At 63.6% G+C, this 26,337-nt stretch carries 27 protein-coding genes, 3 tRNA genes and 1 other RNA gene; 18 read left to right on the top strand and 13 right to left on the bottom strand.

Annotation, left to right across the window (positions count from 1 at the left end):
• Nucleotides 1-55: 55 nt before the first annotated feature.
• Nucleotides 56-1,030: an adenosine deaminase gene (locus NMG70_RS04600; RefSeq protein WP_254023433.1), complete on the bottom strand. Its 975-nt coding sequence runs from the start codon at nt 1,028-1,030 to the stop codon at nt 56-58.
• Nucleotides 1,031-1,178: 148 nt separating this feature from the next.
• On the opposite strand from NMG70_RS04600, the gene ubiE reads away from it, so the two are divergent.
• The 6 genes from ubiE (at nt 1,179) to coaBC (ending at nt 5,789) form a co-directional block, all read left to right on the top strand.
• Nucleotides 1,179-1,955, top strand: coding sequence for a bifunctional demethylmenaquinone methyltransferase/2-methoxy-6-polyprenyl-1,4-benzoquinol methylase UbiE (gene ubiE / locus NMG70_RS04595; RefSeq protein ID WP_254023432.1), 777 nt, complete (start codon nt 1,179-1,181; stop codon nt 1,953-1,955).
• A 70-nt stretch (nt 1,956-2,025) separates the two neighbouring features.
• Complete coding sequence (ubiB, locus tag NMG70_RS04590) at nt 2,026-3,600, top strand: 2-polyprenylphenol 6-hydroxylase (RefSeq protein ID WP_254023431.1); 1,575 nt, start codon at nt 2,026-2,028, stop codon at nt 3,598-3,600.
• Between the two features lie 75 nt (nt 3,601-3,675).
• Nucleotides 3,676-3,885: a FitA-like ribbon-helix-helix domain-containing protein gene (locus NMG70_RS04585; protein ID WP_254023430.1), complete on the top strand. Its 210-nt coding sequence runs from the start codon at nt 3,676-3,678 to the stop codon at nt 3,883-3,885.
• A gap of 2 nt (nt 3,886-3,887) precedes the next feature.
• Nucleotides 3,888-4,142 (top strand): FitA-like ribbon-helix-helix domain-containing protein, encoded by a 255-nt coding sequence (locus NMG70_RS04580; protein ID WP_254023429.1) that lies wholly within the window; start codon nt 3,888-3,890, stop codon nt 4,140-4,142.
• A complete protein-coding gene (locus NMG70_RS04575; protein WP_367185495.1) occupies nt 4,139-4,546 on the top strand; it encodes a type II toxin-antitoxin system VapC family toxin in 408 nt (135 codons plus the stop codon). The genes NMG70_RS04580 and NMG70_RS04575 overlap by 4 nt, the downstream gene beginning before the upstream one ends.
• A gap of 25 nt (nt 4,547-4,571) precedes the next feature.
• A complete protein-coding gene (gene coaBC / locus NMG70_RS04570; protein WP_254023428.1) occupies nt 4,572-5,789 on the top strand; it encodes a bifunctional phosphopantothenoylcysteine decarboxylase/phosphopantothenate--cysteine ligase CoaBC in 1,218 nt (405 codons plus the stop codon).
• 294 nt (nt 5,790-6,083) lie between these two features.
• On the opposite strand, the gene NMG70_RS04565 is transcribed toward coaBC, so the two are convergent.
• The 3 genes from NMG70_RS04565 to rpsU form a co-directional block, all read right to left on the bottom strand.
• Complete coding sequence (locus tag NMG70_RS04565) at nt 6,084-6,557, bottom strand: DUF992 domain-containing protein (RefSeq protein ID WP_254023427.1); 474 nt, start codon at nt 6,555-6,557, stop codon at nt 6,084-6,086.
• A gap of 160 nt (nt 6,558-6,717) precedes the next feature.
• Nucleotides 6,718-7,566, bottom strand: coding sequence for a tetratricopeptide repeat protein (locus NMG70_RS04560; protein WP_254023426.1), 849 nt, complete (start codon nt 7,564-7,566; stop codon nt 6,718-6,720).
• 150 nt (nt 7,567-7,716) lie between these two features.
• Nucleotides 7,717-7,989, bottom strand: coding sequence for a 30S ribosomal protein S21 (gene rpsU / locus NMG70_RS04555; RefSeq protein ID WP_254023425.1), 273 nt, complete (start codon nt 7,987-7,989; stop codon nt 7,717-7,719).
• A gap of 403 nt (nt 7,990-8,392) precedes the next feature.
• Between rpsU and NMG70_RS04550 the strand changes: the two genes are divergently transcribed.
• Nucleotides 8,393-8,902 carry a ferritin-like domain-containing protein gene (locus tag NMG70_RS04550; protein WP_254023557.1) on the top strand — a complete coding sequence of 170 codons (510 nt, stop codon included), beginning with the start codon at nt 8,393-8,395 and terminating at the stop codon, nt 8,900-8,902.
• Nucleotides 8,889-9,332, top strand: coding sequence for a DUF6766 family protein (locus NMG70_RS04545; RefSeq protein WP_254023424.1), 444 nt, complete (start codon nt 8,889-8,891; stop codon nt 9,330-9,332). The genes NMG70_RS04550 and NMG70_RS04545 overlap by 14 nt, the downstream gene beginning before the upstream one ends.
• A 73-nt stretch (nt 9,333-9,405) precedes the next feature.
• On the opposite strand, the gene NMG70_RS04540 is transcribed toward NMG70_RS04545, so the two are convergent.
• Both NMG70_RS04540 and NMG70_RS04535 read right to left on the bottom strand, forming a co-directional pair.
• On the bottom strand, nt 9,406-9,795 hold the full coding sequence (locus tag NMG70_RS04540; protein WP_254023423.1) for an SET domain-containing protein: 390 nt from the start codon (nt 9,793-9,795) through the stop codon (nt 9,406-9,408).
• Between the two features lie 117 nt (nt 9,796-9,912).
• Nucleotides 9,913-10,671 carry an SDR family oxidoreductase gene (locus tag NMG70_RS04535; protein ID WP_254023422.1) on the bottom strand — a complete coding sequence of 253 codons (759 nt, stop codon included), beginning with the start codon at nt 10,669-10,671 and terminating at the stop codon, nt 9,913-9,915.
• Nucleotides 10,672-10,933: 262 nt separating this feature from the next.
• On the opposite strand from NMG70_RS04535, the gene NMG70_RS04530 reads away from it, so the two are divergent.
• From NMG70_RS04530 to NMG70_RS04510, 5 genes are all read left to right on the top strand, one after another.
• Entirely contained in the window at nt 10,934-12,187 is a 1,254-nt protein-coding gene (locus tag NMG70_RS04530) for a sarcosine oxidase subunit beta (protein WP_254023421.1), read from the top strand.
• An 88-nt stretch (nt 12,188-12,275) separates the two neighbouring features.
• On the top strand, nt 12,276-12,572 hold the full coding sequence (locus NMG70_RS04525) for a sarcosine oxidase subunit delta (RefSeq protein WP_023797525.1): 297 nt from the start codon (nt 12,276-12,278) through the stop codon (nt 12,570-12,572).
• Nucleotides 12,569-15,577 (top strand): sarcosine oxidase subunit alpha, encoded by a 3,009-nt coding sequence (locus tag NMG70_RS04520; protein WP_254023420.1) that lies wholly within the window; start codon nt 12,569-12,571, stop codon nt 15,575-15,577. The genes NMG70_RS04525 and NMG70_RS04520 overlap by 4 nt, the downstream gene beginning before the upstream one ends.
• Nucleotides 15,570-16,148 (top strand): sarcosine oxidase subunit gamma, encoded by a 579-nt coding sequence (locus tag NMG70_RS04515; RefSeq protein ID WP_254023419.1) that lies wholly within the window; start codon nt 15,570-15,572, stop codon nt 16,146-16,148. The genes NMG70_RS04520 and NMG70_RS04515 overlap by 8 nt, the downstream gene beginning before the upstream one ends.
• Nucleotides 16,149-16,218: 70 nt before the next feature.
• Nucleotides 16,219-16,449, top strand: coding sequence for a hypothetical protein (locus NMG70_RS04510; RefSeq protein ID WP_254023418.1), 231 nt, complete (start codon nt 16,219-16,221; stop codon nt 16,447-16,449).
• 81 nt (nt 16,450-16,530) lie between these two features.
• Here the strand turns inward: NMG70_RS04510 and NMG70_RS04505 are convergent, their stop codons facing one another.
• Together NMG70_RS04505 and NMG70_RS04500 are read right to left on the bottom strand one after the other, a co-directional pair.
• Complete coding sequence (locus NMG70_RS04505; RefSeq protein WP_254023417.1) at nt 16,531-16,770, bottom strand: DUF680 domain-containing protein; 240 nt, start codon at nt 16,768-16,770, stop codon at nt 16,531-16,533.
• Nucleotides 16,771-16,975: 205 nt separating this feature from the next.
• Nucleotides 16,976-17,620, bottom strand: a complete 645-nt coding sequence (locus NMG70_RS04500) for a TetR/AcrR family transcriptional regulator (protein WP_254023416.1) — start codon at nt 17,618-17,620, stop codon at nt 16,976-16,978.
• A 456-nt stretch (nt 17,621-18,076) separates the two neighbouring features.
• On the opposite strand from NMG70_RS04500, the gene NMG70_RS04495 reads away from it, so the two are divergent.
• Nucleotides 18,077-18,532 (top strand): hypothetical protein, encoded by a 456-nt coding sequence (locus tag NMG70_RS04495; RefSeq protein ID WP_254023415.1) that lies wholly within the window; start codon nt 18,077-18,079, stop codon nt 18,530-18,532.
• Nucleotides 18,533-18,537: 5 nt separating this feature from the next.
• Here NMG70_RS04495 and NMG70_RS04490 read toward each other — a convergent pair whose 3' ends face one another.
• The 5 genes from NMG70_RS04490 to NMG70_RS04470 all read right to left on the bottom strand — a co-directional run bounded on the left by NMG70_RS04490 (nt 18,538) and on the right by NMG70_RS04470 (nt 25,244).
• Nucleotides 18,538-19,032 carry a MaoC family dehydratase gene (locus NMG70_RS04490; protein WP_029348059.1) on the bottom strand — a complete coding sequence of 165 codons (495 nt, stop codon included), beginning with the start codon at nt 19,030-19,032 and terminating at the stop codon, nt 18,538-18,540.
• Between the two features lie 26 nt (nt 19,033-19,058).
• On the bottom strand, nt 19,059-19,874 hold the full coding sequence (locus tag NMG70_RS04485; RefSeq protein ID WP_254023414.1) for an SDR family oxidoreductase: 816 nt from the start codon (nt 19,872-19,874) through the stop codon (nt 19,059-19,061).
• A 348-nt stretch (nt 19,875-20,222) separates the two neighbouring features.
• Complete coding sequence (locus NMG70_RS04480; protein ID WP_254023413.1) at nt 20,223-23,354, bottom strand: efflux RND transporter permease subunit; 3,132 nt, start codon at nt 23,352-23,354, stop codon at nt 20,223-20,225.
• A complete protein-coding gene (locus tag NMG70_RS04475; protein WP_254023412.1) occupies nt 23,354-24,514 on the bottom strand; it encodes an efflux RND transporter periplasmic adaptor subunit in 1,161 nt (386 codons plus the stop codon). The genes NMG70_RS04480 and NMG70_RS04475 overlap by 1 nt, the downstream gene beginning before the upstream one ends.
• A 301-nt stretch (nt 24,515-24,815) precedes the next feature.
• Nucleotides 24,816-25,244 (bottom strand): CBS domain-containing protein, encoded by a 429-nt coding sequence (locus NMG70_RS04470; RefSeq protein WP_254023411.1) that lies wholly within the window; start codon nt 25,242-25,244, stop codon nt 24,816-24,818.
• Nucleotides 25,245-25,583: 339 nt separating this feature from the next.
• Between NMG70_RS04470 and rnpB the strand changes: the two genes are divergently transcribed.
• The 4 genes from rnpB (at nt 25,584) to NMG70_RS04450 (ending at nt 26,298) form a co-directional block, all read left to right on the top strand.
• Nucleotides 25,584-25,883, top strand: an RNA gene (rnpB, locus tag NMG70_RS04465) — RNase P RNA component class A.
• Between the two features lie 60 nt (nt 25,884-25,943).
• A tRNA-Pro gene (locus NMG70_RS04460) sits at nt 25,944-26,020 on the top strand.
• Nucleotides 26,021-26,082: 62 nt separating this feature from the next.
• Nucleotides 26,083-26,167: transfer RNA gene (locus NMG70_RS04455), tRNA-Leu, on the top strand.
• Nucleotides 26,168-26,209: 42 nt separating this feature from the next.
• A tRNA-Ser gene (locus NMG70_RS04450) sits at nt 26,210-26,298 on the top strand.
• The last annotated feature ends 39 nt before the right edge of the window (nt 26,299-26,337 follow it).

Raw genomic sequence — 26,337 nt, 5'->3', positions numbered from 1 at the left:
CACCATTCACCATTCACCATTCACCATTCACCATTCACCATTCACCATTCACCATTCACCGGCTCTTGCCGTCGAGCCGGCCCAGCAGCATTGCCTTGGTCTTCTTGTCGACGAAGGCGGCGTTGATGGCGGTTCTGGTGACGGCGGCGAGCGCCTTGTCGTTCATCGAAAATTGCTCGGCGGCACTATCGTATTCGCGCTTGAGCGACGTCCGGAAATAGGGTGGATCGTCGGAGTTGAGCGTCACCTTGCAGCCTGCCGCCAACAGGGCCGGAAAAGGATGGTCGGCGAAACTGTCGAAGACCTTCAGCGCGATGTTGGAGCTTAGGCAGCATTCGAGCACGACGCCTTCGTCGGCGATGCGCCGGACAAGGTCGGGGTTCTCGATGGCACGCACGCCATGGCCGATGCGGGAGGGGCGGATGTGGTCGAGTGCGGCCTCGACGCTCTCCCAGCCCATCAGTTCGCCGGCATGGACGGTAATGCCAAGGCCGACCTCGCGCGCGATTTCGAAGGCCCTGACATAGTCCTCCAGATCGCCCATCCGCTCGTCGCCGGCGACGCCGAAGCCGGTGACCAGCGGATGCCCGCAACGAGCGGCGAAGCGCGCCGCCTGCTCGATCGATTCGACGCCGGCATTGCGCACGCCGGTGACGATCATGCGGCCCTCGATGCCGGTCTTGGCCTTGGCACGCGTCATGCCTTCGCCGAGCGCGTCCGTATAGGCCTTGGGCGACAGGCCGGCCTTCCCGGCGTGGTCCGGCGAGGTGAAGATCTCGGAATAGATCGCACCGTCGCGGGCGAGGCTGGTCAGATAATGGTCGGCCAGCCGCGCATAGTCCTCTTCCGTGCGAAATAGGTCGGAGGAGAAGTCATAGGCGGCGAGGAAGGAGGTGAAATCGCGCCAGACGAAAGAGCCGTCCTGAATGTAGGGCGAGGTATCCTTGCCGTATTTCTGCGCCTGACGGATGACGAGTTCGGGCGCCGCTGCCCCTTCGATATGGCAGTGCAGTTCCGCTTTCAAAGGCATGCAGTCATCCCGTCAGGTCAGTCCAGGTCGCGCACCCATAAGCATGATTCCACGACCGGGAAGCGCGGCCGAACACCGCGCCTTAAACAATAGCGTCGGCACCATCGATCGGCTATGGTCCCGCCGGTTTTATGGCGGATCAAAAATAATGTCGGTAGAGAGAACCACGGCCGTTGGCGGCATGGAAACGTCCTATGGTTTCAAGCGTGTAGGGGCAGGCGAGAAGCAGTCCCTGGTCAACGACGTTTTCCGCAAGGTGGCGAACCGCTACGATCTGATGAACGACCTGATGTCGGGCGGCCTGCACCGGCTGTGGAAGAACGCCATGGTGACATGGCTCAATCCACCGAAACGACCGGGCTGGAGCGTTCTCGACGTTGCCGGCGGCACCGGCGACATCGCCTTCCGCATCGTCGAGGCGAGCGGCAGGAACGCCCATGCCACGGTTCTCGACATCAACGGCTCGATGCTCGCGGTCGGCCGCGACCGGGCCGAGAAAAAGGGTCTGACTGATAACACCGATTTCGTCGAGGCCAATGCCGAGGAGCTGCCTTTCGCTGATGCCAGTTTCGACGCCTACACGATCGCTTTCGGCATTCGCAACGTGCCGCGCATCGATGTGGCGCTGGCCGAAGCGTATCGCGTGCTGAAGCCCGGCGGGCGTTTTCTCTGCCTCGAATTTTCCGAGGTCGACATGCCGCTGCTCGACAAGGTCTACGAGGCGTGGTCGTTCAACGCCATCCCCAGGATCGGCAAGGCGGTGACCGGCGAAGGCGAGCCCTATTCGTATCTGGTCGAATCGATCCGCAAATTTCCCAATCAGCAGAATTTCGCGGCGATGATTTCCCGCGCCGGCTTCGACCGCGCTTCCTATCGCAATTATTCCGGCGGCATAGCTGCGCTTCATTCGGGCTGGAAGCTTTGAGGCTGGCCCGAATTTTTCATCCTCGGGGAGCCCTTCGCCGGTCTAAGAAACCGGCAGGGCTGGTGCAATCATGAGCAGTGTCGGCGCTGGCCTCAGGCTCGTACGGGCCGGCTGGGTGCTGATCCGCGAAGGCGTCGTCGCGGCGCTGCCGGGCGATGAGCTGTTCGGCCTGCCGAAATTCGGCTGGCGGGTGGCACGGCTGTTCACCCGCCGCCGCGCGCTTGCCTACGAGCGTGGCGATCGGCTGGCCAAGGCGGTCGTCCGGCTCGGCCCGTCCTATGTCAAGCTCGGCCAGTTCCTGGCGACGCGGCCCGATGTCGTCGGCAACGACATAGCGCTCGATCTCGCCATGCTGCAGGACAAGATGCAGACATTTCCGCAGGCCGAGGCCATTGCGGCGATAGAGGCCTCGCTCGGGCGCAAGGTCGGCGAGCTCTACGCCAGTTTCGGCGCGGCGGTCGCCGCGGCCTCGATCGCTCAGGTCCATACCGCCGAAACTTTGCAGAACGGCGTCGGTTCGCGGGTCGCGGTGAAGGTCATCCGGCCGGGCGTGCGGCGCCGTTTCTTTCGCGATCTCGAAAGCTATTTCCTCGCCGCGCGTCTGCAGGAAAAATACATCCCGTCGTCGCGCCGGCTGCGGCCGGTCGAGGTGACCCAGACGCTGGCGCAGACCACCAAGATCGAGATGGATCTGAGGCTAGAGGCGGCAGCGCTTTCGGAACTCGGCGAAAACACCAGGGACGATCCCGGCTTTCGCGTGCCGACGGTCGATTGGGAACGCACCGGCCGCGACGTGCTGACCATGGAATGGGTCGACGGCATCAAGATGAACGACATTGCCGGCCTCACTGCCGCCGGCCACGATCTCAAGGCGATCGCCGCCAATCTGGTCCAGTCGTTCCTGCGTCATACGCTGCGCGACGGTTTTTTTCACGCCGACATGCATCCGGGAAACCTGTTCGTCGAGCCCGATGGCACCATCGTCGCTGTGGATCTCGGCATTGCCGGCCGGCTCGGCAAGAAGGAGCGCCGGTTCCTCGCCGAAATTCTCTACGGCTTCATCACCCGTGACTATCTGCGCGTCGCCGAAGTGCATTTCGAGGCCGGCTACGTGCCGCGTCAGCATAACGTCGCGGCGTTCGCCCAGGCGATCCGCGCCATCGGCGAGCCGATCCACGGCCAGCCGGCCGAAACCATCTCGATGGCCAAGCTGTTGGCGCTTCTGTTCGAGGTCACCGACCTCTTCGACATGGCGACGCGGTCTGAACTGGTGCTGCTGCAGAAGACCATGGTGGTGGTCGAAGGCGTCGCCCGCACCCTCGACCCGGCCTTCAACATGTGGAAGACGTCAGAACCGGTGGTCGGCGGCTGGATATCAGGCAATCTCGGCCCGCGTGCCCTGCTGGCCGACGCACGCGACGGCGCCGGCGCGTTACTGGCGCTTGCCCGCCAGGCGCCGGACCTCGCCGCCCGCACCGAGCGGCTGTCGCGCGAGATCGATCTGATGGCCGAACACGGGCTGCGTTTCGACGAAAGGACGGCGCACGCCATCGGCAAGGCCGAGGCACGCCACACCCGCTCCGGCCGGCTGGCGCTGTGGGTTATCGCGCTGACGCTGGTGTTTATCGCCTGGAAGCTGCTCTGACTGCAAGCAATGACAGCAGTGCTGTCATTGCAGTCATGCTCCAGTGTCGCTATATTAGGTCGCGGGAGCGCGATCATGGCCCGGATTACTGTTCGCAATGTGGATGAGAGCGTCATGCGGCGACTGAGTGAGCGTGGCGCCGCGCGTGGCGTTTCCATGGAGCAGGAGGCGCGGGACGTGCTCGCCGCATCCGTTGGGCTTCCGACCACCAAAGGTTTCGACGGGTCGGGCATTGCAGCTGAGGACGAAGCCAAGTTCAGACCGACGACACTGGGGCAAGGGTGATTATGGGCACCCTGACCATTCGCAATCTCGACGACGAGGTGAAGCAAAAGCTACGCGAGCGGGCTGCCAGACATGGCGTGTCAATGGAGCAGGAAGCAAGAAGTCTGTTGCTGAAAGATGTGGCAGCCGCCAAAGAACGTGATGGGGATGTCGTTACGGCGGAGGAAATCCTCGAATTCGGCCGACGACTGCAACGCGCGGATTTCGATCAGAAGAAATTCACTGATGACCTCTGGTCCTTCATAGAGGAAGAATGACCGTGGTGGTCGACACCTCAGCGATCGTGGACATCCTGAAGCAGGAGCCCGATGCTCCGGCAATCGCCCAGCGCCTCGCCGGAAATCAGCGGATACTGATGAGCGCCGCAACTCTGATGGAATGCGGCACAGTAATTGTCCGCCGCTATGGCGACGCTGGCATGGCCGAGTTGACGGACCTTCTTGCTAGACTGAAAGTCACGATCGTCGCGCTCTCCGCCGAACATGCGCAAGCCGGAATTGAAGCCTATGCACTGTATGGCCGAGGTACTGGCCATCGCGCCAATCTCAACTTCGGCGATTGCTTCGCCTATGCCTTGGCCAAGACGCGAAACCTGCCGCTGCTTTTCAAGGGCGACGATTTCATCCATACCGACATCGAACCGGCGCTGAAGCCGGCATGATATTGCACAGGAACTGGCCTAGGACATGACCCTTTCCGGCAAGCGCATCCTACTCATCATCGGCGGCGGCATCGCCGCGTACAAGGCGCTCGACCTGATCCGCCGGCTGCGCGAGCGGGGCGTTGTGGTGCGCGCGGTGATGACCGCCGCGGCGCGGGAATTCGTGACCACGCTGTCGGTCGGGGCGCTGTCCGCTGACCACGTGTTCACCGATTTGTTCGACCGCAATGACGAGCACGATGTCGGCCACATCCGCTTGTCGCGCGAGGCCGATCTTGTCGTCGTGGCGCCCGCTACCGCCGACCTGATGGCGAAGCTCGCCAACGGCCATGCCAACGACCTTGCCTCGACTGTGCTCATCGCCACCGACAAGCCGGTGTTGATGGCGCCGGCCATGAACCCGAAAATGTGGTCGCATCCGGCGACCCGGCGCAACCGCGCGACATTGCAGAAGGACGGCGTCGCATTCGTCGGCCCGGCAAAGGGCGAGATGGCCGAGAGCAACGAGGCGGGCGAGGGCCGCATGGCCGAGCCGCTGGAGATCGTCGCCGCGATCGAGGCGCTGCTCGATAGCAGGCCGAAGCCGCTGGCAGGCAGAAAGATCATCGTCACCTCAGGACCGACGCATGAGCCGATCGACCCGGTGCGCTACATCGCCAACCGTTCGTCCGGCAAGCAGGGCCATGCCATCGCGGCGGCGCTGGCACGGCTGGGCGCCGATGTGCGCCTCGTGTCCGGTCCGGTCGGCATTGCCGATCCGGCCGGGGTCACCACGCTGCATGTTGAAACCGCGAACGAGATGAAGGACGAGGTCGAAAAGCTTCTGCCGGCGGATGCGGCGGTGTTCGCCGCTGCCGTTGCCGACTGGCGCAGCGAGACATCGGCCGACGAGAAGATCAAGAAGGTGGCGGGCGAGGGGCCGCCGGCGCTGCAGATGATCGAAAACCCTGACATTCTTTCGGGTGTAGGTCATCACAGGAAGCGGCCCAGCCTGGTCGTCGGCTTCGCCGCCGAGACTCGGGATCTGGTCCGCAACGCCGAGGCCAAGCTTGCGAAGAAGGGCGCCGATTTCATCGTCGCCAACGACGTGTCGCACGAAGGCGGGGTGATGGGCGGCGATCGCAACCGGGTGCGGATCGTCTCTAAGGCCGGTGTCGACGAATGGCCCGAGATGAGCAAGGACGAGGTTGCGACGCGGCTGGCCGCCTTGATCGCCGAGCGGCTGAAGACGGTTGTCGTCTAGTCAATCTCCCCCCTTGTGGCTTCGCCAATCACCAGCGTTGCAAGATGAGCGCCAAGGCCTGAGCTGCCGATCTCCCCCCTCGTGGGGGAGATGGCCGGCAGGCCAGAGGGGGCGTGTCCCGCCAACCTATCGCAACTGCGCGTTACGGCAGCTTGAACTCTAATGCTTGCGTTCCTTCGCGCCCCCCTCTGCCCTGCCGGGCATCTCCCTCACGAGGGGGGAGATTGGCAGCTCCGCCGGCCGCGGCGCGGAACAATCCTGTTGCGCGCCGCATGCAGAGCTACGCTATGGCGCTCATTTGAAAGAGTGGATCAGTTGCAGTGAGGTGACGGCGACTGCCAGGTTGACGCCGGTCTGCGCCTGTACGTTGAGAGGCTGCAGCGAGAAGAGGCTGTTCAGCCCGCCGACCAGAAGGTTGGCACCGCCGCCGGTCACCAGGCTGGCCTCGGCGTTGACGCCATAATAGTTGCCGGCAAGATCGCCGGAATCACGATCGCGGGTGGCCGCCAGAACCGCCCATATCAATTCGCCCTGGTGGGTCCTGCCGACGTCGACGCCGAGCTTAGAGATGACCCCGGTATAGGCTTCGGGGGGACCGCCATGATGGGGGCGAAAGGTGCAGGCCACGCCTTTGTTGGATGTGACGATGTAGCCGGTGCCGCCGTCGATGGTGCAGTCGAGCACGCCGAGCTCCAGCCTGCCCGCGCTGGCAGGGGCAGCGAGCAACGTGGCGGCGAGGGCGGCGGCACAGGCGAGTTTCTTGATCATGGAGGGGTCCTTTTTGCGAATTGCCTTGAACAACGGCTGAACATCCCAAGCGTTCCGCCGAGAAATTGGCGCGATCAAGGCGGGTCAATGCACAGTCATTTGAAGGTTTCGGAGGCATGCCAAACGGCAAGCCTGTATCAGGCCGAAAAGCCGCCGTCGGTCAGCCGGTGCTGGTGCGCGCCAGGCCGTCCTTAGCCGGCTGGTAGGTGGGGCTGAGGCGCACGGCTTCGCGATAGGATTTTGCCGCCTTGGCCTTGTCGCCGCGCCGCTCGTAGATCAGCGCCTGGTTGGACCAGGCCTCGGCATTCTTGCCGTCGAGCTTGATCGCCATGTTGATGTCGGCGAAGGCGTTGTCCTCGTCGTTCGTCGCGAGATAGGAGAGGCCGCGGCCATTGTAGGGTTCGGCGGCGTCCGGCGCCAGTGAGATGGCGGTCGAGAAATCCTCGATGGCGAAAGCGTGCTGGCCCTGGCTCTGATAGATCAGGCCGCGATTGTGATAGGCCCGCGCGTCTGTCGTGTCGAGCTGGATGGCCTTCTGGAAATCGTTGAATGCTTCCTGGATGCGGTTGGCTTTGCGGTAGAGATTGCCGCGGCCGATATAGGCTGCGTCATAGTCGGGATTGATCTGGATCGAGCGGTTGTAATCGGCAAGCGCGGCCGCCTGGTCGCCGAGGAAGCGCTGGATGAGAGCGCGGTTCGAATAGGCCTGGTAGAAATTCGGATTGAGCTGGATGGCGGTGTTGAAGTCGTTGAGCGCCGCCTGATACTGGCCGCCGCGGCCATAGGCCGAGCCGCGCACATTGTAGCCTTCCGGATCCTGGGGACTGCGCTGGATAACGGCCGACAGCGAGGAGATGTTCTCGGCCGACCCTTGCGCCCTGTCGATGTTGGTGAATTCGCCGGTCGGGGCTGCTGTCTGGCAGCTGGCGAGCGCCAGCCCGGAAAGCAAGGTTGCCGTCAGGGCGAAGCCGCGCATTGCGGTTCTGCGCTCCACGCTTGCTGCATTCATGTCTGCTCTGTCCTCACTGCCCGCCGCGCCGTCAGGTCTGTTCCCTCTCCGAACCGGCCCTCTCCGAACTGGTCGAATTCAACAAAAAGGTGGCGGCGATTACACATCGCGCCACCCTGGATATCTTTCGAAAAGGACGAAAAATTGGCGTCAGAACCGCGGCGTACGCGGAGCACCGGCGCCAGCAGCACCAGCCGCCACCGGGCGCGGCGTCATCGGCAGCAGGCCTTCGCGCTGGGCGCGCTTGCGGGCCAGCTTGCGGGCGCGGCGAACGGCTTCCGCCTTTTCGCGGGCGCGCTTCTCCGAAGGCTTCTCATAATGTCCGCGCATCTTCATTTCGCGGAAGATGCCTTCGCGCTGCATCTTTTTCTTGAGCGCGCGAAGCGCCTGGTCAACATTGTTGTCGCGGACGAGTACCTGCACGGGCAATCCTGTCTTTCGGGTTTTGTTAACAACAGGCAAGTGGCCAAAGTCGCTTGCCTCCGCGGCGGTCTACACCACGAATTGTGGCGGCTGATAGCAGAATCATGCCGCTCTGTCCACTGCCGAAACGAAAAACCCGCCTCGGCGGCGGGTCGTCGGCGCAATCAGCACGATGCGCAAATTAACAGCATAGCTGCCGTCAGAAAGCAAGGAATTACGACCTCTGGTAGTAGATTTGCCTTCTCGGGCGGGCTCCCCGCGCCGATGGGAGCGATCGTTGGCGGTTTCTCCACCACCGATAAGTCCTGCTGCCTCAATCCGGCAAAACGGTCTGCCTTATCGACGAAGGAACAAACCTCGTTCCGCATTGTTTGTTCGCATAGGCAAGCACAGGAGAAAACCGATGTCAGAGACCCGTGAATGGCTCGTCCAGTGGCTCAGGGACGCGCATGCGATGGAGGAGCAGGCCGAAACCATGCTGAACGGCCAACTGAGCCGGCTGGAGAGTTATCCCGAACTCCGTCAGCGCATCAGCCTGCACGTCGACGAGACGAAAGGGCAAGCCGCACGCCTCAGAACCTGCCTGGAACAACTGGGCGAGGATACGTCCACGCTGAAGGACGCAGGCGGCAAGCTGTTGGCCATGGCGCAGTCCCTCAGCGGCGTCTTCGCCGGCGACGAGGTGATGAAGGGCTCGCTCGCGAGCTACACATTCGAGCATATGGAGATCGCCTCATACACGATCCTCATCGCAGCCGCAGAATCCCTCGGCGAAACAGAAGTCGCCCGGGCCTGCGAACAAAACCTGCGTGAGGAAGAAGCAATGGCCGAGTGGCTGAAAAACAAGCTGCCCGCGACTACGGAGCAGTTCCTGGCTCGCTCGGAGACGGACAGCGACTATGCCAAACGATGAGGACAACAGGCCGGCTGCCAAGATGACGCCGCCTTCGGTGTGGCGGGCCTACAGCTATGCCTGGATTACCCTCGGCTTCTTCGTCATCTCGATCGTCGGTCACTGGGTTTTCGGCTGGTTCGCCTATCTCGACGAGCAGCAAGCGCTCGGCCAACCGCCCGAATTCGGCGGCTATCTGATCGAGATGAGCCGCGACACGCTTGAGAACTGGCAGTCGGAATTCCTGCAACTGCTCTGGCAGGTCGGCGGCCTGGCGTTCCTGCTCTTCGTCGGTTCGCCGCAATCGAAGGAAAGTACCGACCGTATGGAGGCCAAGATCGACGCGCTTCTCACCCTTGTCGACCCGAAGAAAGGCAAGGAGGCGATTCGCGAGCTGGACCTGCAGTATGACGGCCGCCACACCGACGAGCCGCACGCGCACCGGCACTAAATCCGGGAGTTGGAAATTTGACCCGGAGCCGATCATCGCCCCGGGTCGTTGATCCAACGACGCAACCAGGTCACTATGATGCTGTGGCCAGGTGAAGCCGCTTGAAATCCTCGAAGAACTCGCCGTAGTCGCAGGTTATTTCCTCGCCCGCCGCTATGTCGCGGATCGCGGTTGCCCCGCCATACTGCGAAAAATCCGTGTTCGGCGTTTCGGAATGGTTCATGAAGCGGCCATTGTCGACCTCATAGACCATGAATCCGGGCCGGTCCGGACTTGGATAGGCATATCTGTCGAGCAATTCCCTGAGGTGCGGCGGCGCGGCCTTATATTTTTCCATCGGGATCAGCCGGTCGAAATCCGGGTCGAGCTGCCAGATCGACGCCCCCTTGCTGATCGGCTCGGCGGCGAACACGCCGACGCCCTCAATTGCGCTAGCGGCGATGTAGGTCCTGATCAGCAGCATGTTTTAGGCCCGTCTTCAAACAGCATTCTTCGAACAGAAAACGCAATCGCCAAATCACGCCAAGAAAGCAAGCCGGGTTTTCACGCTCTGATCCATTGTTCGCCGACGCGAAACACCTCACGTCCGGCTGATCGAGACGCCGCCATCTGCGAACAATGCCGCGCCGGTGGTGAAGCTCGATGCATCCGAAGCCAGGTAGAGCGCTGAGCGGGCGATCTCCTCAGGCTCGGCGACGCGCTTCAAAGCGTGCAGGTTTTCGACGAAGGCTCGTGATTCAGGTGCCTTGAACGTTGCCGAAGGCGTGTCGGTGCCGCCCGGCAGAAGCGCGTTGACCCGCACGCCTTTGTCGCCGTGTTCGGCGGCAAGCACCTGCGTCAATCCGATCAGCCCGGCCTTGCTTGCGGCGTAGCTGGTCATGCCGGGCATGCCGACGGAGTGGCCGACGAAGCTGGAGGTGAAGATCAGCGATCCGCCGCCGCGATCGACCATCGCCGGCACCTGATATTTCGCGCCGAGGAAAGCGCTGGTCAGGTTGGTGTCGAGCGTCTCTCGCCAGCCCTCTAGCGACAGCTCCGAGATTGGACCTATCTTGCCGACCGAGCCGGCGTTGTTAAAGGCGATATCCAGCCCGCCGAACCGTCCGACAGCCAGTTCGACAAGGGCTTTGGCATAGGCCTCGTCGCGGACATCGCCGGCAAGGGCAATGGCCGTGCCGTCGGCGTCCTCGATTTCGGCAACGAGCGCGTCAAGCTCCGCCTGGCGGCGGGCAGCGACGACCAGCTTGGCGCCAGCCTCGGCAAAGAGCTTTGCGGTGGCGCGGCCGATGCCGGAACTGGCGCCGGTGACGATGGCGACCTTGTTGGCAAGTGCGAACATTTTTGCATCCTTCTTTCGCGCCAGCTTCGCCGGCAATCGGGTGCTTGGTCGCAGATCGAGGCGGCGCGAGCCACCCGATACCTGCGAAGGCGTTGCGGACGCATCGTCGGCGCCCCGGATCGCGCGGGTCTTTTTTGTCGCGGCGCAAAACGGCAAGCGCCGTCGCAAACAGCGCAAGGCTGGCAGCGCTGTTTCGCTAGTGATACACCTCGCGCGCCGGCGCTCGATTGGATGCCCGGCCGCTGTCTGCGAGGCCAGAACGTTGAAAAAATATTCGGTATTCGCCATCGCCCGCGAGGCCATGCGCGGCCACAAGGGCTGGGAGGAGCAATGGTCTTCGCCAGAGCCGAAGAAGGAATACGACGTCATCATCGTCGGCGCCGGCGGCCATGGCCTGGCCACCGCCTACTATCTCGCGACTGTGCACGGCATCACCAATGTCGCAGTGCTGGAAAAGGGCTGGCTTGGCGGCGGCAACACCGGCCGCAACACCACCATCATCCGCTCCAACTATCTCTACGACGAGAGCGCCGGCATCTACGACCATGCGCTGAAGCTGTGGGACGGGCTCAGCCAGGAGCTCAACTACAACGTCATGTATTCGCCGCGCGGCGTCATGATGCTGGCCCACAATGTCCATGACATCCAGGTGCTGAAGCGCCACGTCCATGCCAACCGTCTGAACGGCATCGACAATGAATGGCTAACGCCGGAAGCGGCGAAGGAATTCTGCCCGCCGCTCAACATTTCGCGCGCTGCCCGCTATCCGGTGATGGGCGCGACCCTGCAGCGTCGCGGCGGCACGGCCCGCCATGATGCCGTCGCCTGGGGCTATGCGCGCGGCGCCTCGGCGCGCGGCGTCCACATCATCCAGAATTGCGAAGTCACCGGCGTCAAGCGGGCGCCGAACGGCGCGGTCACCGGCGTCGAGACGACGCGCGGCTTCATCGGCGCCAGGAAGGTCGGCGTGGTGGCGGCCGGCCATTCGTCGGTCATCATGAACATGGCCGGGGTGCGCATGCCGCTGGAAAGCTATCCGCTGCAGGCGCTGGTGTCGGAGCCGGTCAAGCCGGTATTCCCCTGCGTGGTGATGTCGAATACGGTGCACGCCTATATCTCGCAGTCCGACAAGGGCGAACTGGTCATCGGCGCCGGCACCGACCAGTATGTCTCCTATTCGCAGACCGGCGGCCTGCACATCCTGCAGCACACGCTCGATGCCATCTGCGAGATGTTCCCGATGTTCACGCGCATGAAGATGCTGCGCTCGTGGGGCGGCATCGTCGACGTGACGCCCGATCGCTCGCCGATCCTGGCCAAGACGCCGGTGCCCGGCCTCTACGTCAATTGCGGCTGGGGCACCGGCGGCTTCAAGGCGACGCCGGGCTCGGGCCATGTCTTTGCCCACACCATCGCCAGGGACGATCCCCACCCGATCAACGCGCCCTTCACCATCGAGCGCTTCCGCACCGGCCGCCTGATCGACGAGGCGGCGGCGGCAGCGGTGGCGCACTGATGATGGCTCCCTTCGTGACGTCGGGTCCGCGGCTTTGCGATCAACCGGCCGGCGCCTGCGTCGGCCACGGCGAATTGTAGGAACAACCATGCTTCTCATCCGCTGCCCCTATTGCGAGGAAGAGCGTCCGGAACTCGAATTCCGCAACGCCGGCGAGGCGCATATCGCGCGTTCGGCAGATATGGCCGCGACAAGCGATGACGACTTCGAAAAGTTCTTCTTCATCCGCTCGAATCCCAAAGGCATCATATATGAGCGCTGGCGCCACATGCATGGCTGCGCGCGGTTCTTCAACGCCGTGCGCGACACCGTCAGCGACAGGTTCCTGATGACCTACAAGGCCGGCGAGCCGAAGCCTGCGAAGCTGCCGGGAGCCTCCGAATGATCGCGACGTTTCGCATTCCCGGCGCCGGGCGCCTCAAGCAGGCAGAAACCGCTCGGTTCAGCTTCGACGGCCAGTTATATGCCGGCGTCGAGGGCGAAACGCTGGCCTCGGCGCTGCTTGCCAACGGCGTCCATCTGGTCGGCCGTTCGTTCAAATATCACCGGCCGCGCGGCTTCCTGTCCGCCGGGGCGGAAGAGCCCAACGCGTTGGTCGAGATCAAGCGCGACGCAGCGCGCAAGACGCCAAATGTTCGCGCCACCGTGCAGGAGCTCTATGACGGGCTGACGGCACAGTCGCAGAACCGCTGGCCGTCGCTCGCCTTCGACGTCAGCGCGCTCGGCGACATCGCCTCGCCGCTGCTTTCCGCGGGTTTCTACTACAAGACCTTCATGTGGCCGAAGTCCGCCTGGAAAAACTTTTACGAGCCCAAGATCAGGGCTGCGGCAGGGCTTGGCGTCGCTCCTGACCAACCGGATCCCGACCACTATTCGGCGCGCTTTGCCCATTGCGATGTGCTGGTGCTGGGCGGCGGTGCTGCCGGCATCGCCGCCGCACTTGCCGCGGCCGAATCCGGCGTGCGTGTCATCCTTGCCGACGAGCAGCCGGATTTCGGCGGCAGCCTGCGTTTCGAGAGTGGCGCCAAGATCGTCGGCCAGGACGGTTTTGCCTGGGCGCAAGGTGCAGTCGCCAAGCTTGGGGCCATGGACAATGTCCGCGTGCTGTCGCGCACCACGGCCTTCGGCTATTACGCGCAGAATTTCGTCGGGCTGGTCGAACGCGTCAGCGACCATCTGCAGAGCCCCGGTCGCGACTTGCCGCGCGAGCGGCTGTGGCAGGTCCGCGCCAAACGCGTGGTGCTGGCGACCGGCGCCATCGAGCGGCATATTGTGTTTGCCGACAACGACCGGCCCGGCGTCATGCTGGCGTCGGCGGCGCGCACCTATCTCAACCATTTTGGCGTCGCCGTCGGCAGGAATGTCGGCGTCTATACCGCCAACGATTCCGCATATGCGGCGGCGATCGACCTGAAGAAGGCCGGCGTCGGCGTGGCGGCGATCGTCGACCTCCGCGACAACCCGACAGGGGCGCTGATCGATGAGGCGAGGGCGCTCGGCATCGAGGTCAATTTCGGCCGTGCGGTGATCCGCGCCGGCGGCAAATTGCGGGTCTCCTCGATGACCGTGCAGCCGAAGAATGGCGGCGGCGAGCGCACCATCCCGGTCGACGCCATCCTGATGTCGGCCGGCTGGACGCCGTCGGTGCATCTGTTCTCACAGTCGCGCGGCAAGGTCGCCTTCAACGATGAGACCAAGCGCTTCGTGCCCGGCACCTATGCGCAGGACTGCGTCTCCGTCGGCGCCTGCAACGGCACGGACGGGCTGTCGGCGACGATCGACGAGGCCTATGCGGCGGGCGCCAAGGCGGCGAAGGATGCGGGCGTCAAGAATATCGGTGCCAATACCGTCAAGGGCACCAAGCCGAAGGTCGACGCCAGCGAGAGCTGGTCACGCGGCATGCTGGGTGCGGCGCCCGGAGCCGGGCCGGACACGACGGTAAAAGCCTTCGTCGACTTCCAGAACGACGTCACCGCCAAGGACATCCGCCAGGCAGTGCATGAAGGAATGCGCTCGATCGAGCACGTCAAGCGCTTCACCACCAACGGCATGGCGACCGACCAGGGCAAGACCTCGAACATGCACGGCCTGGCCATCGCCGCCGAGACGCTGGACAAGCCGATCCCGCAGGTCGGCCTGACGACGTTCCGGGCGCCTTACACGCCGGTGACCTTCGGCTCGATCGTCGGGCACGCGCGGGGTCCGCTCTTCGACCCGACCCGCAAGACGGCGATCCATCCGTGGGCCGAGGCTCAAGGCGCTGTGTTCGAGGATGTCGGCCAGTGGAAGCGCGCCTGGTATTTTCCCAAAGCAGGCGAGGACATGCACGCCGCCGTCGATCGCGAGTGTGTCACGGTGCGCAAGACGGCCGGCCTGTTCGACGCCTCGACGCTGGGCAAGATTGAGGTGGTCGGACCGGATGCGGCGAAGTTCATGGAGCTGCTCTATACCAATCCGTGGGAGAAACTGGAGCCCGGCCGCTGCCGCTATGGCATCATGCTGCGCGAGGACGGTTTCATCTATGATGACGGTGTCGTTGGCAGGCTTGCAGCCGACCGCTTTCATGTGACGACGACGACGGGAGGTGCGCCGCGCGTCATGAACCATATGGAGGATTACCTCCAGACCGAGTTTCCGCATCTCAATGTCTGGCTGACCTCGATCACCGAGCAGTGGGCGGTGATTGCCGTGCAGGGGCCGAAGTCACGGGAGATCATCGCGCCGCTGATCGAGGGCATCGACATGTCGGACGGGGCGCTGCCGCATATGTCGGTGCGCGAAGGCAGGATCTGCGGCGTGCCGACAAGGTTGTTCCGCATGTCGTTCACCGGCGAGCGTGGCTTCGAGGTCAATGTGCCGGCCGATTACGGCCAGGCTGTTTGGGAAGCGCTGTGGACCGAGGGCCAGAATCACGGCGCCTGTGCCTACGGCACCGAGGCGATGCACGTGCTGCGCGCCGAAAAAGGCTACATCATCGTCGGCCAGGACACCGACGGCACGGTGACGCCAAACGATGCCGGGCTCGACTGGGCGGTCGGCAAGAAGAAAACCGATTTCGTCGGTATCAGGGGCATGGCGCGGCCCGACCTGGTCGCCAAGGGCCGCAAGCAGCTCGTCGGCCTGAAGACCAGAGACCCAAAAGTGGTGCTGGAAGAAGGCGCGCAGATCGTCGGCGATCCGAAGCAGGCGATCCCGATGACCATGATCGGCCATGTCACCTCCAGCTACTGGTCGGAAAATTGCGGCCGCTCGATCGCCCTGGCGCTGGTTGCCGGCGGCCGCGACCGGATGGGCGAGACGCTCTACGTGCCGATGCCCAATGCCACGATCGAGGTGGAGGTCACCGGCATGGTGTTCTTCGACGAGAAGGGGGAGCGCCTCAATGGCTAAGGCTGCCGCTAACAAGATTGCTGCTCCCAGGTCGGCCGAACGCCGCCCGGTTCTCGCCGGTCAGGAGCTTTCCGTAACCGGCGTTACGCTTGCTGTGTTGCCGCCGGCGGAACGCATTTCGCTGCGCGCGCCGGACGCCTTGGTCGCAGCGCTTTCGAAGGCGCTCGGCGTGACCCTGCCGCAAAAACCCAAAACCTCGGCGGCAGAGGCCGGGCGCATTGCATTGTGGCTTGGGCCGGACGAATGGCTGGTCATCGACGACGCGGGAAAAGATCCGCTCGCCGACTGCGCTGCGGTGACCGCGCTGCATTCGGCGGTCGGCATCTCGCATCGCAACGTCGCCATGTCGGTCACCGGCCCGGCAGCAGCGGCGACGATCAGCGCAGGCTGCCCGCAGGACCTGTCGCTCGACGCCTTTCCGGTCGGCGCGGCCTCGCGCACCATTCTGGGCAAGGCCGAGATCGTGCTGTTGCGCACCGCAACCGACGCGTTCCGCGTTGAATGCTGGCGCTCTTTTTCCGATTATGTCTTTACTTTCCTGTCGGAGGCGGCCGGCGACGCAGCGGCTTAGGAATGTTCGCTGGGCTCGGCCGTTGCCGGAGCAAGTCGAGGGAGCCGGAGCAAGCCGAGGGAGAATGTCGATGCCGTCGAAATCCGCGCCGAATCCAGCGGTTCAGAAGACGCCGGCCGTGCGCTCGTTCGAACACGAGCAGCAAAAAGAACCAAACATTGAAGAGGAGCTCGAGGAAGGGCTCGAGGATACGTTTCCGGCCAGCGATCCGGTGTCGATCACCGGGACTACGATTTCCGGCGCTCCCGCAAGGCCCGGCAAGGCCAAGACCGTGGCTGGAATGAAGAAGCGCAGGAAATAGTTTTCCATCCAGCGGAGCCGGGCTGAAATGGCCACGAAATCGGGCGGTCAGGTTTCCTGCTGCCGCATTTGTGTTCGAGCCTCAGAACGCGCTTGGCACGATCCACGGGTCGATGTCGATGCCGAGCCGCGGCTCCTTGTTTTCCGTCGAGCCCTTGTGCGTGGCCCCGCCTGCCTTCTCGACCGATCCAGTCGCGCCGCAATCGAGCTTGATGCTGGTGTCCGTGCAGGCCGCGGCCGCCTGTTTGCCGGGCTGGCTCTGGCCGGCGAAGGCAGCGCCCGAGAACAGGACGGCCAGGAGGACGAAGATCGTCGTTTTCATTGTCTTTCTCCGGTGCTGAATCTTTTCTGTACATGTACGATTCAGCGTACATATACGCCCGACGATCACAGGGTCAAGCCAGAAGTCGTACATGTACGAATAAGTTACTGAATGTTGGGAATCGTATTGCGCCGGCACGCGCCGAGCGCACACGGCGCCGTTCACCCTTGCCAAGTCTTCTGGTACCCCGAACCGAACAAAACCTTCAGCAGTTGACCGGCGTTTCGGTCAGCGGCGGCACGTCCTGCGTGGCCAGCGCGGCAAGCGTGAAGTCGCACATCCGCTTCACGAACGCCTGCTGGTCGCCGAACGGATAGAAGGGAAAGGTGATCAGCAGCGAGATCGTGCCGTGGCCGACCGCACACAGCATGGTGGCAATGGCGCGCGGATCGCCGTTCAGCTTGCCGGCGGCCACGCAGGCCTCGACCCTGTCGATCAGCACTTTCATCAACGGGTTGCCCTCCTGCATCTCGGCGAAGGTCCTTCCTTCCGGGGGCTTGACCTTCTCAGTCATGAATATCGTGCGATACTCGTTGGGGTTGCCAAGGCCGAAGGCCGCGTATTCTGTCATCACCACTTGCAGCGCCTCGATCGGATCGTCCGCCGGGTGATCCTCGATCCGCTTTGCCAGAGTCTTGAACGCGTCCTCGGCCAACGCAAACAATATGTCCTGCTTGTCGGCGAAATAGGAATAGACCGACATTGGCGCATAGCCGACGCGCTTGGCCAGCTTGCGGATGGTGAGGCCGTCATAACCTTCCTGCTGCACGAGCTTGTGCGCTGCATCGACAAGTTCGGAGCGCAGTTCGGCCTTTTGTTTCTCGCGGCGTGTCTGGGCACTAAGCGGCAATTTTCGCCTGCCTTCTGTTAGCGGCGGTCAGTGGCTGGCTAAACTATATACGCTGTACGGAATCGGACAAGGCGTGGTCAAAAAGCGGCATCCTTCCGAGCTGTTTTCGCCCGAACATTGATCACAAGCGTTACCGGGCAGAAACGACGCGATCGGACTGTTACAACCAGAGGTTAGCTGCGGCCCGGCAAGCGATTTTGTTTCTCGGGGGCCGAGACGAGCCTGACCGAGCTTTCGTCCGTTGCGCCAAACGCGGATCCACTTTCCTATGACGCCAGGCTGGCACTCAAGCGGGTTGTCATGTTGCATGGTTGTCGCTCGGCTTCGCCATGGAAGCGCTTATCCTCACTGTCAGGCTTGCGGCGGGTTCTCACCCGGCTACCACCCTGGTCCTGATCGAATTGGCGCAAGGCGTGACGTGGGCGTTCTTCGTCTGCGCCGGTCTCAGCCTTCGGCATGGCAATCGCCAAGGTACGAGCCTCGCTCGGCGGCCTGATCGCCGCAATCTCGGCACCACTGGCGATGGCCATCGCCAAGGGGTCGCAAAAAGTCATGGTAAGCGCTCTCGATGCGGCCACTAAACCGGCCACCCTCTCGCTCACCACGCTGGGCGTGCTGCGGGCCGTCGAATACGGCCTGCTCGGCTGGATACTGGCCTCGCTGGCGTCAAAGGAAAGGCCCCGTCCGCTCCATTTCGCGTTGGCAGGCACCGCGATAGGCGCGGTGTTCGGCGGCGGAATCACGGTGCTGACGATTGAGACGGCGGCGGCGAACGGCGTTGCCCTTGAATTGCCACGCGCGATCACAACCGGCCTCAACGAGATTGTGTTCCCGATCGGTTGCTCACTGGTCGTCTACATCGCCCTGCAGGTCGGCCGGCACATTAAGATGATCTCTGCCGAGGCTCGTTGAGCCGTTCAGGCCGCCTCAGGCTGGCGTTCGATCAATGTCAACGTCAGCCAGCGCGCGGTCAATGCCGGCTTTTTCGAACCCTCGATCTCGATCGTCACGTCATGCGCGGTCTGCACCCAGCCCGACGGCCTGACCTTGACGTCGGCCAACACGAAACGGGTGCGAATGCGTGCGCCGGTCTTCACCGGCGCCAGGAAGCGCAGCGAATCGAAGCCATGGTTGACACCCATCTTGCTGTTTTCGAGCGGCGGCATGGTTTCGAACGTCATCGCCGACAGAAGCGAAAGCGACAGGAAGCCGTGTGCGATGGTGCCGCCGAACGGCGTCTCGCGCTTGGCGCGCTCCGGGTCGCAATGGATGAACTGGTGGTCGTCGGTGGCATCGGCGAACTGGTCGATCATGCGCTGCGAGACCACACGCCACGGCGACACGCCGACTTCCTTGCCGACGCTGGCCAGAAGCACATCGAGACTGATCGGTTCCACGCTGATGTCCTCCATTTCAACCGTCCGGAATGCGAGCGGCTTCATTCCTTGAACAGTGTCAGCCCATGCTGCACCGACTGTCCGCCATCGATCGGCAGGATGGCGCCGGTGACATAGCTGCCGGCACGGCTGCACAAATAGAGCGTTGCGCCGGCAATGTCATCCGGCGCGCCGATGCGACGAAGCGGAACATGGCCGCCGACTTGTCTTGCCTGTTCCTCGCTCGCGGTGGCGAAAGCGGTCATCCGGCTCTGGAAGGGGCCGGGCGCGAAGGCATTGACCGTGATGCGGCGGGCGGCGAACTCGATCGCCAAGGTGCGCGTCAGATGGTGAACAGCAGCCTTCGAGGCAGAGTAGGAGTAGGCGTCGTCGGCCAGGGGCTGCGTGCCCATCACCGAACCCAGATTGATCACCCGGGCCGGATCGGCATCGCTGGCAGCGGCGTCGAGCAGCGGCAAAAGCTCGCGGGTCAGATGGAAGACGGCGGTGACGTTGACGCCGAACACCTTGGCCCAGGCATGGTAGGGGAAGCTTTCGAGCGGCGCGCCCCACGAAACGCCGGCATTGTTGACCAGGATGTTCAACTGCTCGGTCCGCGCCTTGACCTCGTCGACCAGCGCCGCGATGCCAGCCTCGCTGGAGACATCGCCGGCAAAGCCTTCGGCCCGGCCGGAGCCGCCGAGGCCGTTCAGTTCGCCGGCAACCCTGATGCAATCCTCGCCCTTGCGCGAGGCGATCATCACGGTGGCGCCGGCCTTGACCAAAGCGGTCGCCGCCATGCGGCCGATGCCGGTCGCAGCCCCGGTCACCAGCGCGGTCTTGCCGGCCACCGAAAAGAGCTCGTCCAGATAGCTCATTGCATTCCTCCGCGCGCCCTTGCCTCGCCCCGGCGGAAGGCTGCCATAGTCAGGGCCGCAAATCTCTTGAGGCAAATGATAGTGCCCAATTTGTATTGGAGATCAACTTGTTGAATTCGGCGCCGCCCCTCATCGCCCTGCCGGGCACTTCTCCCCGTATAGTGACGGGGAGAAGGAGCTGATCGCAACGCCGGCGCCCTTCTTGCGACGCCGATGATTGGCGAAATCGGTGACAAGAGCGCCCCTCTCCCCGTCCTATACGGGGAGAGGATGCCGGCAGGCAGGTGAGGGGCAGCGCAAACGCTCGGAATGAGCGGCCACGTGTCTAAGCTGAAGCGATTGTCCTGCCTACTCAGCCGGCTCGACATTGGTGTAGGCGGCTTGTTCGAGCTCACGCTTCAGCCGCGATGCCTCTTCCACCTTTGGCGTCACAAAGCGGCCGAGCAGGAGATAAGCGACCGGTGTCAGGAACAGCGTCGAGACGGTGGCCAGACCCAGCCCGCCGACGATCACCCAGCCGAGCGCGATGCGCGCCTCGGCGCCGGCGCCGCTCGCCAGCACCAGCGGCACGCCGCCGAGCACGGTGCAGATCATCGTCATCATCACCGGCCGCAGCCGGATGGTGGAGGCCTGCTCGATCGCCTCGCGCACGCCGAGCCCGCGGTCGCGCAACTGATTGGCGAACTCGACGATCAGGATGCCGTTCTTGGCCATGACGCCGACCAGCAGCACCAGGCCGATCTGGCTGTAGGCGTTGAGGCTGGTGCCGCTGAGCAAAAGGGCAAAGATCGCGCAGGCAAGACCGAGCGGCACTGTCGCCATGATGATCACCGCGCTGACGAAGCTCTCGAACTGGGCGGCAAGCACCAGCAAGATGATGACCAGCGAGAAACCGAAGATGGTGATCATGGCGCTGTTGGTCTCGCCCAGCGTCGCCGCCTCGGCCAACGGGACGATGCGGCTGCCCGGCGGCAGAAGCGGCGTGGCGATTGCCTCGGCGCGGGTGAGCGCCTGGCCGAGCGCGAAATCACCGCTGAGGTTGGAGGTGATCGCGACCGACGGCTGCTGCTGCTCGCGGGTCAGCGAAGGCGGCACGGCGCGCTCGGTCAAAGTGGCGATGGTCGACATCGGCACGAAGCGGCCGTCGGCCGTCTTCAGGAAGATGTTCTCCAGATCGGTCGGATCGTTGATCGGGTTGGTCGTCGAGACGAGTTTCACCCCGTAGCTGCGGTCGGCGATATAGACGTCGACGACATCATTGCCGTCGAGCATGGCCTGAAAAGTATCGGCAAGCCCGGTGATGTCGATGCCGAGGTCGGAAGCACGCTCGCGGTCGATGGCCACCGAAAGCTGGGGCTGCGTCGGGTCGACGGAGAGCCGGGGCGACTGGAAGCGGGGATCCTTCTGCATCTCGGCGATGATCTTCACCGCAGTGTCGCCGAGCGCCGCACGGTTGTTGCCGACCAGCGCAAACTGCAGGCCGTTGCCGGCGCCGCGAATGCCGAGGCTGTTGGGCTGCATCGGAAAGACGCGCACGCTCGGCACCTGCCGGGTGAGCCGGCTGATGTCGGCCATGATCTGCTGCTGGCTGCGGGCGCGCTCGTCCCATGGCGCCAGCGTCATCACCATGAAGCCGGCATTGTAGGCGCCGTTGCGGCCGGCACTCTCGAAGGTGTTGCGGATTTCGCCGGAATCGCGCAGCGGCTGGATCAGTTTTTCGATCTTCTGCATCTGCTGCGTCGTGTAGTCGAGGCTGACGCCTTGCGGCGCGTCGACGCGCATGAGCACGACGGCACGGTCCTCGGTCGGCGTCAGTTCCTGGCGGATCGTGCCGAACAGCGTGAAGGCGGTGGCTGCAAACAGCAGCGCGACCAGAAGCACGATCCACGGCGCGTCGAGGCAGATGCGCAGACAGCGCCGGTAGAGCGTGTTCAGCGCGCCGCCGATGCGGGCACCGATGCCGCTGCCGCCTTCGTGGTGAAGCGGCGCAACCGACAGCATGCGCGAGGCAAGCATCGGACAAAGGGTCAGCGCCACGACGGCGGACAGAAGCACCGAAATGGCGAGAACGAAGCCGAATTCGCGGAACAGGCCGCCGGTCTGGCCGGGCAGGAAGGAGATCGGCACGAAGACGGCGACCAGCGTCAGCGTCGTGGCGATGACGGCGAAGAACACTTCCTGGGCGCCAAGCACGGCTGCGGCGCGTGGCCCCATGCCTTCGTTGCGTCGTCGCACGATGTTTTCCAGAACGACGATGGCATCGTCGACGACCAGGCCCGTCGCCAGCACCAGGGCGAGCAGCGTCAAAATGTTGACCGAGAAGCCGGCGAGATAGATGGCGGCGATGGTCCCGATCATGGCGACCGGCATGGCAAGCCCGGGAATGAGCGTCGCGCGCCAGTCGAGGAGAAACACGTAGATAACGATCAGCACGATGGAGACGGACAGGCCAAGTGCGATCTCGACCTCATGCACCGCGCCGTTGACGAAGACCGCATCGTCGCTGGTGACCTTGATCGACATGCCCTGAGGCAGATCCGCCTGCAGCGCGGCGACCGCAGCCCTGACGCCGGTCGAAATATCCAGCGTGTTCGATTCCGCCTGGCGGATGATGCCGAGACCGATGCCGGTCTTGCCGTTCGAACGCAATGTGGTCTGACCGATGTCGGGGCCGAGCGTGACGGTGGCGACGTCGCGGATGCGGGTCGTGCCGCCGATGATAATGTTTTCGAACTCCTCCGGCGTGGTCACGTCCGCCGTCGGACGCACGATCAGATCCTGGTTGGTCGTGGTGATCGAGCCGGCAGGCGAATCGAAAGCGACCGAGGCCAGCGCTGTCCTCAGGTCGGCGACGGTGAAGCCCAGACCGGCGAGCTTGTTCTGATCGACATCGATGCGAAATATCTTGTCGCGGTCGCCATAGACCTGGACGTCGGCTACGCCAGGCACGGCGGCAAGCTCGTCCTCGATCTGGTCCTGGACCAACACCGTCATGTCCTGCACCGACATGGTGTCGGAGGTGACGGCCAGCCGCATCACCGGCTCGGAATTGGCGTCGGCCTTGACGATGCGAGGCGCATCCGCCGTGTCCGGCATCTGGTCGGCGACGCGGCCGACGCCATCGCGCACATCGGAGGCGGCGACGTCGAGGTCGACGCCGTCATTGAATTCGATGGTGACGCGGCTTGTGCCGAACGACGAGGTGGACGAGATCGACTTCACACCGGAGACGCGGGCGACCGCGCCCTCAATCACGTCGGTCAATTCGCGGTCGACGGTCTCGGCCGCAGCGCCTTCAAAGATCGTGTTGACGGTGACGACGGCGCGATCGACATCCGGCAGTTCGCGGATTTCGACACCGTAAAAGGCGGCGAGGCCGGCGACCGCGATCAGCGTGTTCAAAACGAAGGCCATCACCGGCCTGCGGATGAACAGCGCGGTGAAGCCTGTGTCGCTGGCGGCGTTGTTGGTTGCGGTCATCAGCCGTCGGCGTCCGCGGCGCGCTGTTCTTGGCCGGCGATGCGGACCTCGCCGCCTTCGCTGACGTTCTGGGTGCCTTCAGTCACCACCATGTCGCCGCTGACGATCGGGGCGTCGATCAACACGGTCTCGGTGTTGCGCTGGATGATGCGCACCGCAACCCGCTTGGCCTTGCCGTCCACGATGGTCCAGATATAGGCGCCGTCCGAACCCCATTGTATCGCCAGCGGACTGACAGCGGGATAGCTGTCGCCGGGGAACTTCATGGTGATCTGGAAGGACATGCCGGCACGCAGCGAATCGGCCGGATTGGCGATCTTTGCCTTGACCAGAAGGGTACGACTGGCTTCGTCGATGTGGTTGTCGATGGCGGAAACCGCGCCGGTGTAGGCTTTGTTGGGGTTGGCAATCGGCGTCGCCGACAATTGCGCGCCGACCTTGACGGCGGCGGCGAAGCGCTCCGGCACCCAGAATTCGACCAGTATGCTGGATCGGTCGTCGAGCGTGGCGACCGCCGACTGGCTGGTCACATAGTTGCCGGCTGATATCGGCAGGATGCCGACGACGCCGGCGATCGGCGCGACGATCGAGCGGCGCTGCAAGGCCAGTTCCGCATCGCGAAGCGCCAGCCTGGCATTGGCCAGCACCACTTCGGCATCGGCAACGGCGACCGCTGTCGCAGCGTTGGAAGCCCGCAGCGACTTGACCCGGTCGAGCTTGGCCTGCGCGTCCTGCAAGGCGACCTTGGCGCGGTCCAGTGCGATCACCTCCGTGTCGGAATCGAGGGTGGCGATCACCTGCCCCTTTTCGACATGAGCGCCGGACTCGACCAGAAGTTCGACAAGGCGGCCGGAACTGTAGGGATTGACCGTCACCGAGGCGTTGGCGCGGCCGGTGCCGATCGCCTGCAGGCGATCGTTGATGACGGCAGTCGCCGCCGGCAATGCGACGATAGTTACCAGTTGGCCGGCATCGCTGCGGCTGCCCGCTTGCCCGGCCTTGTCGACCGCGCCCGTCGCTGCCGGAGGCGTCGCCGCACCAGCCCAGTCTATGCCCCAGCGCGCCAGCACATCCGGCGCGCCTGGAAAAAAGCGAACCCAGGCGGCCGCGGCCGCGACGAGGATCACAAGTGCAAAAACGATCTGTTTCCAGGCGGCCATCGGCACTCCGGTTGGCAAAGATACCGTCTACCCTTCCCAAGCTGAAGTAGACGCGACGGCACCCTCCGACACAGGGGATGGCCCGTCGATATCAAAGCTTTATGGCAATTCTCCCGCTCGCTTGCACATTAAATCGGTGTAACGTTGATAAGCGCCTCGGCTGGGCTCACCGGCCGATTGACGCGGGCGGCAGAGATCACCAGATGCGCTGGCCGTTTCCATCGCCGCCTCAAGGCCATGCCGACGGCGCCTCTCGGCAGGTCGTCCGTCCGATCCCGTCTGCCTGCCCGCCGGGAATTTTTTACGTCGCGTGTGCGCCTCCGGGTACGACGACGCCAGACATGGCGATTCCGACGTTTGCCGGATCTTCCTTCAGCGCGGCGTCCGCGAGCGAGACCACGCCCACCAGGCGCTTGTCGCGATTGAGGACAGGCAAACGCCTGACCTGGATATCGCCCATGTTCTGGACGACATGGTCGATATCTTCGTCCTCGAAACAGTATTTGACATCCTTGGTCATCACGTCGCGGACCGTCGCATTGCCGTCCTTGCCTTCGGCGACCGCACGCACGACGATGTCACGGTCGGTGATCGTTCCGACGAGTCGGTCGTTTTCTCCGACGGGCAGGAATCCGACATCGTCAACCGCCATACGTTTCGCGATTTTCTGCAGCGACTCGCCAGGACTGGCGAGATGGACGTTGGGGGTCATTATCTCAGCGACTTTCATGATGCTTCTCCCTGTTCGCAGAATGGAATCAGCGCCTGCGGTTGTCGAACGATATTGGTCTGAAGGACTTGTTGAGGGCCTCAGGCCTGTCGCGCTGCGACGATCGCTCGGCGGTCCGTTCTTCGCTGATGGAACTAGCAGCCGGGCCAAATGGTTCCAGGCGCGACCCTTGAAGTTTCCTGTTTTGTTCCCATATAATCCGACAGGACCGAAGACGGTTCCGCCGCATGGGGATGGGTTAACTCCTGGCTCTGTGCGGCTCAAATCTTCACGATTGAGGACCTCCTTTTCATGGTGAGAAGCGTGGGATAGCGATCCAGCCGGCCCACCAGAAGAACGCGGATCTCCGGGCTGCCGCGCACTAAGCGACTGATTTCGTGGAGCGAGGAAAGTCCGGCTTCGCCGACACACCCCAGCAGGTAATGCCTGCCCGCCGCGAGGCGAGCCACGGCAACAGAGACGAGCCGTCCCAGTCGGGACGGGTGAAACGGGCGACAGGGTGGGGGAAGCAACCGCAAGAAGTGCCCTGTGACCTGTGTCGGGGAGGGCCGTCGTGGCGGGCAAGGAGGCGCCTGGCGACAGGCGTCCAAGAGGAATGGCAGCCCTCGACAGAACCCGGCTTACAGGGGGATCTGGTCTTAGGCATATCGTGGCGAGAACCGGCAGACGCGTACGGCTCGGGCTATGGGCTCGGAGAGCCGGAGTGTAGCGCAGCCTGGTAGCGCACCTGGTTTGGGACGAGGGGGCCGCAGGTTCGAATCCTGCCACTCCGACCATCCTGGTTCGCGATCTTTGCGAACGCGGCGCGAAGCTGGAAAAGCACTTGCGTACGTGGCGGGCGGACGTGGCGGAATCGGTAGACGCAGCCGGCCTAAACCCGGCGGGCATTCCCGTTGCGAGTTCGAATCTCGCCGTCCGCACCAAATTGGGGCCGCACCAAAGTCGGGCTGCACCAAATCGAATATGGAGGGGTGGCAGAGCCCGGTTGAATGCGCCCGCCTCGAAAGCGGGTAGGCCTGCAGGCCTCGGGGGTTCAAATCCCTCCCCTGCACCAGGGACAGGTGGGTCCGTTCTGGACACATAGGTTACGGTT

Source organism: Mesorhizobium ventifaucium (assembly GCF_935822925.1).
GTDB classification, from domain to species: domain Bacteria; phylum Pseudomonadota; class Alphaproteobacteria; order Rhizobiales; family Rhizobiaceae; genus Mesorhizobium; species Mesorhizobium ventifaucium.
This window is presented reverse-complemented; position numbering and strand designations above follow the sequence as displayed.